Source organism: Cupriavidus basilensis, from assembly GCF_029335485.1.
GTDB classification, from domain to species: Bacteria; Pseudomonadota; Gammaproteobacteria; order Burkholderiales; family Burkholderiaceae; genus Cupriavidus; species Cupriavidus basilensis_E.
Window position 1 is genome coordinate 1 of the sequence record NZ_JARJLM010000427.1, and the last position, 4454, is coordinate 4454.

Here is a 4454-nt window from a genome sequence, read left to right on the forward strand (position 1 = left end):
GCCACCGCGCCCACGACGGAAACGGGACGCCTGCAACTTCGTGGCCAGTCACTCCGCGAGCGACAGACGGCTTGAAATTCGTGGTGGCTGCTACCGGTGGGGGCCACCACGAAACCCTGGGCATTGGCAGCGTCGTGGTGCTCCGAACCGGTAACGGCACGAGTCCATTAGCACCCGGGGCCGTACGACGAAACCATTGGGGTCCCCAATGACGACACGCCAGCCTCCTGCAAGGATCGCTTTCTTTTGGTTACTTTTCTTTACGAGTAAAGAAAAGTGACATCTCACACGTTCCAAAACGGCCAACACCGCCCAGCCGCGCCAGCAGCTAGAAGCATCAAAACCCCACCCACAAACGAGCCCCCCGCGTCAGCGGGCTAGTGGCGCGAAAACCCCGCCCACAACAGACCTCCCGCGTCAGCGGGGCTAAAAGCCCACCAAATCCTACAAAAAATCACCCCCCAATCTCCCCCAATATCCCCATAAACAAAGGCCGAATAAACAAATCAGCAGCATTCTCCCCGGATGCATCCGGCACCCATCTCTTTAACTCCACCGCCGCATTGATCATCCCATTCACCTGCAACGCAGCAACCGTCTGGTCCAGCGCCCGGATCGACCCATCCTGCATGCCCTGCACCAGGAACCGCACAAACCGCGCAGACAGCCGGTTCATCGTCAGCATCTTCTCCTTGCGCATCTCCTCGGGCAGCGCGCCGTAGATGGTCAGCCGCAGCAGCGGCCCCTGGCTGGAGAACTGATAGCCGACCAGCGCGCGCGAGATCGCGCAGAGTTTGTCCCAGCCGCTGCCCGGGCCTTCTTCCACCTTGGTCTGCGCGTCCCGGATCACCGCGAACATGCGGTCGAAGCAGGCGGAGATCAGGTCGTCCTTGTTCTCGTTGTGGTGATAGAAGGATCCCTTGGTGAGGTTGAGCCGCGCGGAGATGCGGTCGGCGGAAGCGCCGCGATAGCCCAGCTCGTTGAGCAGTTCCGTGGCGGCGCGCAGGAAGGCTTCCTGGGTCGTTTCCGCCACGGGCAGCGGCGGCGTCCCGGGCGTGCCGCTATCCCATCGCGATGACGGCGACGCCAGGCCGTTTAGCAGGATATCCACGACCGTATCCGCCACCTTCGGATAGTCCTGCGGCTCATAGCGCTCGACCCACGTCATCGCGCCGCTGGTCAGCGACAGCAGCAAGTGCGCCGCCGCGCTCAGGGCGCTGCGCTGCGCGGGGTCCTTGGGCGTGTCGCTGCGCAACAGCCGGCGGATGCGCCGGAACATGTCGGTGTAGGCTGCGAAGGCGACATCCGCGTGGGTGTCGGGCAGCGAGCGGATCTCGCGAAAGCTCATCAGCTCGGGGCGCTCGCCGGTTGCCGTCCTGGCCAGCCGCTCGAAAAAGAGCGCGATGAAACGGCGCACCCTGGCCTGAGGCTGTGGCTCGTTGGCCGTGGCGTCGGCAATGCCCGTCATCTCGTCGATGGTGCGCATCAGGCATGCCACTACCAGGTCTTCCTTCTTGCGGTAGTAGTAGGTGATGCTGTTGGTGCTCAGGCCGACTTCCTGCGCCACGTCCGAGAGGGTGGCGCCGCGCAAGCCCTTGCGGTTGAACAGCCGGGCTGCGGCGTCGAGGATCGCCTCGCGCTTCTCCACGTACCGGCGTGTCGGGCGGGCTTGCGCTGTTTCCTTGAGCATGAGACGAGATATTTGCGATGGTTGGCCGGGTGCGCGGATTATAGAGGCGGTGCGCACGGGTTGGGGCTGTGGCGAGTCTACCATCGCGCCGGCTCGCTTTTTCAGCAGCTTACCCGTTGCCCGGCTCCGCCCCGTTGGGAGGCACCTCCAGGCTATTGAGTGCTGGCTCGATATGGTGCCAGTGGGTGAGCTGCTGAAACGCTACACAGGCGCCGGCCGGCAGGCCAGGGCGCGCGCGTAGTCGTCGGCGCCGGCCGCCAGCGCCGTCTCCAGCCTCAGCCGCGTAGCAGAAGCGATGCGCTCTGCGCGGTCATGCAGACGCTTGCCGTCGAGCGCGATCGCTTCGCGCCAGGTCAGCACCGTGGCCGTCGCATCGCAAGCTTCGATACCCGGCACTGGCTGTTCATGCAAGCGGGCGCCCAGCGACTCGAACGCTAGCAAGGCGCGGGCAATCACCGTGGCGCCGTCGTCATGCGCGACCTCCAGGATCGAGCGCCGGGCAAGGCCGACGCGCGGGCCTGCCGATGGGCTGCGGACGTCGCTGGCGTGTTCGAACGTGGAGACCCGCGCGGCCGTTGGAATGCGGAGCCACGAGAAAAGGTGTCGGCAGACCTACATCCATCTCCACGACCTGTTTTACCCCCTCTGCGCGCAACTGCCGGCGTTTCTTGACGACGAGCAGCGGCATCAGTTATTTGTGTTTACTACATTGATTTCTTGGAAATCTCATGCTCGAACTATTGCGTCTCAATCCTGCTCAACTGCTTAATCGCACTGACACACGAATCGTCTTTGCCGGTGGCGGCAACCGATGTTGGTGGCAGGGAGGCATGGTTGAGGCGCTCCGTGCGCATGCTTGCTGGGCTCCCGAGCGCTTCATCGGAACCAGCGCTGGCGCGAGCATCGCGACGGCCATCGTGACAGGCAACCTGCAGGCATCACTGCGCAAAGCTGTGGCGTACTTCGACAGCATCCCGCGCACACCGAACTTTGAGACCAAGCGTATGGGCGAGCAGCCCGGCGCTCGGGATGCCTTTGTCGATGACGTGGGGCGGCACCGGCGTCTGCACCAGCATCTCACACTGATTGCCCCCCATTTGCCGTGGATCTGCCGCTCGACCGTGAGCCATCCCAAAGGTGGACATTACTAATGGTCTTCAACATTCACATACAACAAATGGCAACGCCAGAGCCAACTGTCGGTGCGGACATTCTGATTGGGCCGCTACAATCAAATGTCTAGGCTAGATTCAGATGTCCGGCGCTCGGCTAAGCTCAAATGTCCGATTTAGAAGGTGTGGTGTTGGGGTTCGGTGCTTGTCTTTCTATGGTTTCCCGTAAGGCAGTGGTGCTTGGAAGGTCTTTTCGATGGCGGCCTGCAGATCTGCGGCGCTGAGCTGTCGCTGAGGTTTCTTGCCCGGGGCTGCCTTGCGAGGCCGCGGTGGCGTGCCTGTGGTGGTCCGGGCGGGTGCGCTGGCGCTGCGCCGGCTATCGCGCTTGGCCTGCATCTCCTGCGCCACGCGCAGGACGTGACCGAGCCGCTTGTGCTCGACGATCGCGCCCTGGTCGATCTCGGCCAACCGGTCATAGGTGGTGTAGGGCAGGGTAGCGCCATCGGCCCACAGCTCGATCCGGCCGTCCGGATACTCGGCCACCTCGATGTAGCGGTGAATCAGAGCGCGATGCTCGGGCTGGTCTGCCAGCAGGTACAGCGTCTTGTCGTACTGTAACGTCAGGCTCTGCGACACCTTGCGCCATTCGCGCCACGTGAAGATCCGCTCCGGATCCTCATCGGCTCGCACTGCGCGATGCGCATTAAAGTCGCTCCTGGGCGGTTTGGCAAAGCGGGCGTTGAAGTCGGCCACAAAGACCGCCACGAAGGCGTTGGCGTCGGCCTGAGACGAGATCCGGCGCAGCCGCAGCTCCTTGACCAGCCGGTCCTGCAGCGTGCCGTTCATCCGCTCTACGCGGCCCTTGGCCTGGCTGCTGTTGGCGCACAGGCTATCGATATTGAGCTCGAACAGCGCCCGCCCGAACTGCGTATAGCCGTCGCCGCCAGTGGCATTGGGCCGGTTGACCCGGAACACACTGGCCTTGTCGCTATAGAACGCGACCGGCTTGCCGTGGCACTCAAGGTAAGCCCGTGTCGCCTCGAAATACGCAAAAGCGGATTCAGTCGGCACGAAGCGCAACGCCATCAGCCGACTGGTGGCATCGTCGACATAGACCAGCAGCGTGCACATGGGCGCGCGCTCCTCGAACCACGCGTGCTCGCTGCCATCAATCTGCACCAGTTCACCCAGGCAGGCGCGGCGCTTGCGCGGCTGGTGCATCTTGGGCGGGCGCAGCTGCCTGGGGACCCAGAAGCCGGCGTCGATCATGAGTTGACGCACCGTCTCCTTGGCCAGGCTGAGGCCATGGCGCTCGCGCAGCTTCTCGGCGGCCAGGGTCGGGCCGAAGTCGGCATAGTTGTCGCGGATCAGCCCGAGCGCCCGCGCCGCAAGGCCCGGTGGCGTCCGGTTGTTGGCCGGCTGACCCTGGTGGCGATTCAGCAAGCCGGCGGCGCCGTGCTGTTGATAGCGCCGCAGCAGGCGCAGGGTCTGGCGGGAGGTCAGCCCCAGTCTGGAGATAGCCGTCTGCCAGTGCCTGGATGACCTTGAGCCGGTCGATCTGCCGCATCGTCATGGTAATGGTTCCTGCTGGCATGACGGGCTCCCGCTCGCTGGAAGCCGTCAAGCTTACGCCTGCCAAACTCGGACATTTG

At 63.8% G+C, this 4454-nt stretch carries 2 protein-coding genes and 2 pseudogenes; 1 reads left to right on the plus strand and 3 read right to left on the minus strand.

Translation table 11 applies throughout. The annotated features are described in order from the left end of the window. Positions 1-454 precede the first annotated feature (454 nt). Both P3W85_RS25355 and P3W85_RS25360 read right to left on the minus strand, forming a co-directional pair. A complete protein-coding gene (locus P3W85_RS25355) occupies positions 455-1690 on the minus strand; it encodes a TetR/AcrR family transcriptional regulator (protein WP_276266781.1) in 1236 nt (411 codons plus the stop codon). 201 nt (positions 1691-1891) lie between these two features. Next, positions 1892-2146 carry a hypothetical protein gene (locus tag P3W85_RS25360; protein WP_276266782.1) on the minus strand — a complete coding sequence of 85 codons (255 nt, stop codon included), beginning with the start codon at positions 2144-2146 and terminating at the stop codon, positions 1892-1894. 374 nt (positions 2147-2520) lie between these two features. On the opposite strand from P3W85_RS25360, the pseudogene P3W85_RS45360 reads away from it, so the two are divergent. Then, a pseudogene (locus tag P3W85_RS45360) lies at positions 2521-2622 on the plus strand (hypothetical protein); the annotation flags it as partial. A 393-nt stretch (positions 2623-3015) separates the two neighbouring features. Here the strand turns inward: P3W85_RS45360 and P3W85_RS25370 are convergent. Beyond that, a pseudogene (locus P3W85_RS25370) lies at positions 3016-4396 on the minus strand (ISNCY family transposase). Positions 4397-4454 lie beyond the last annotated feature (58 nt).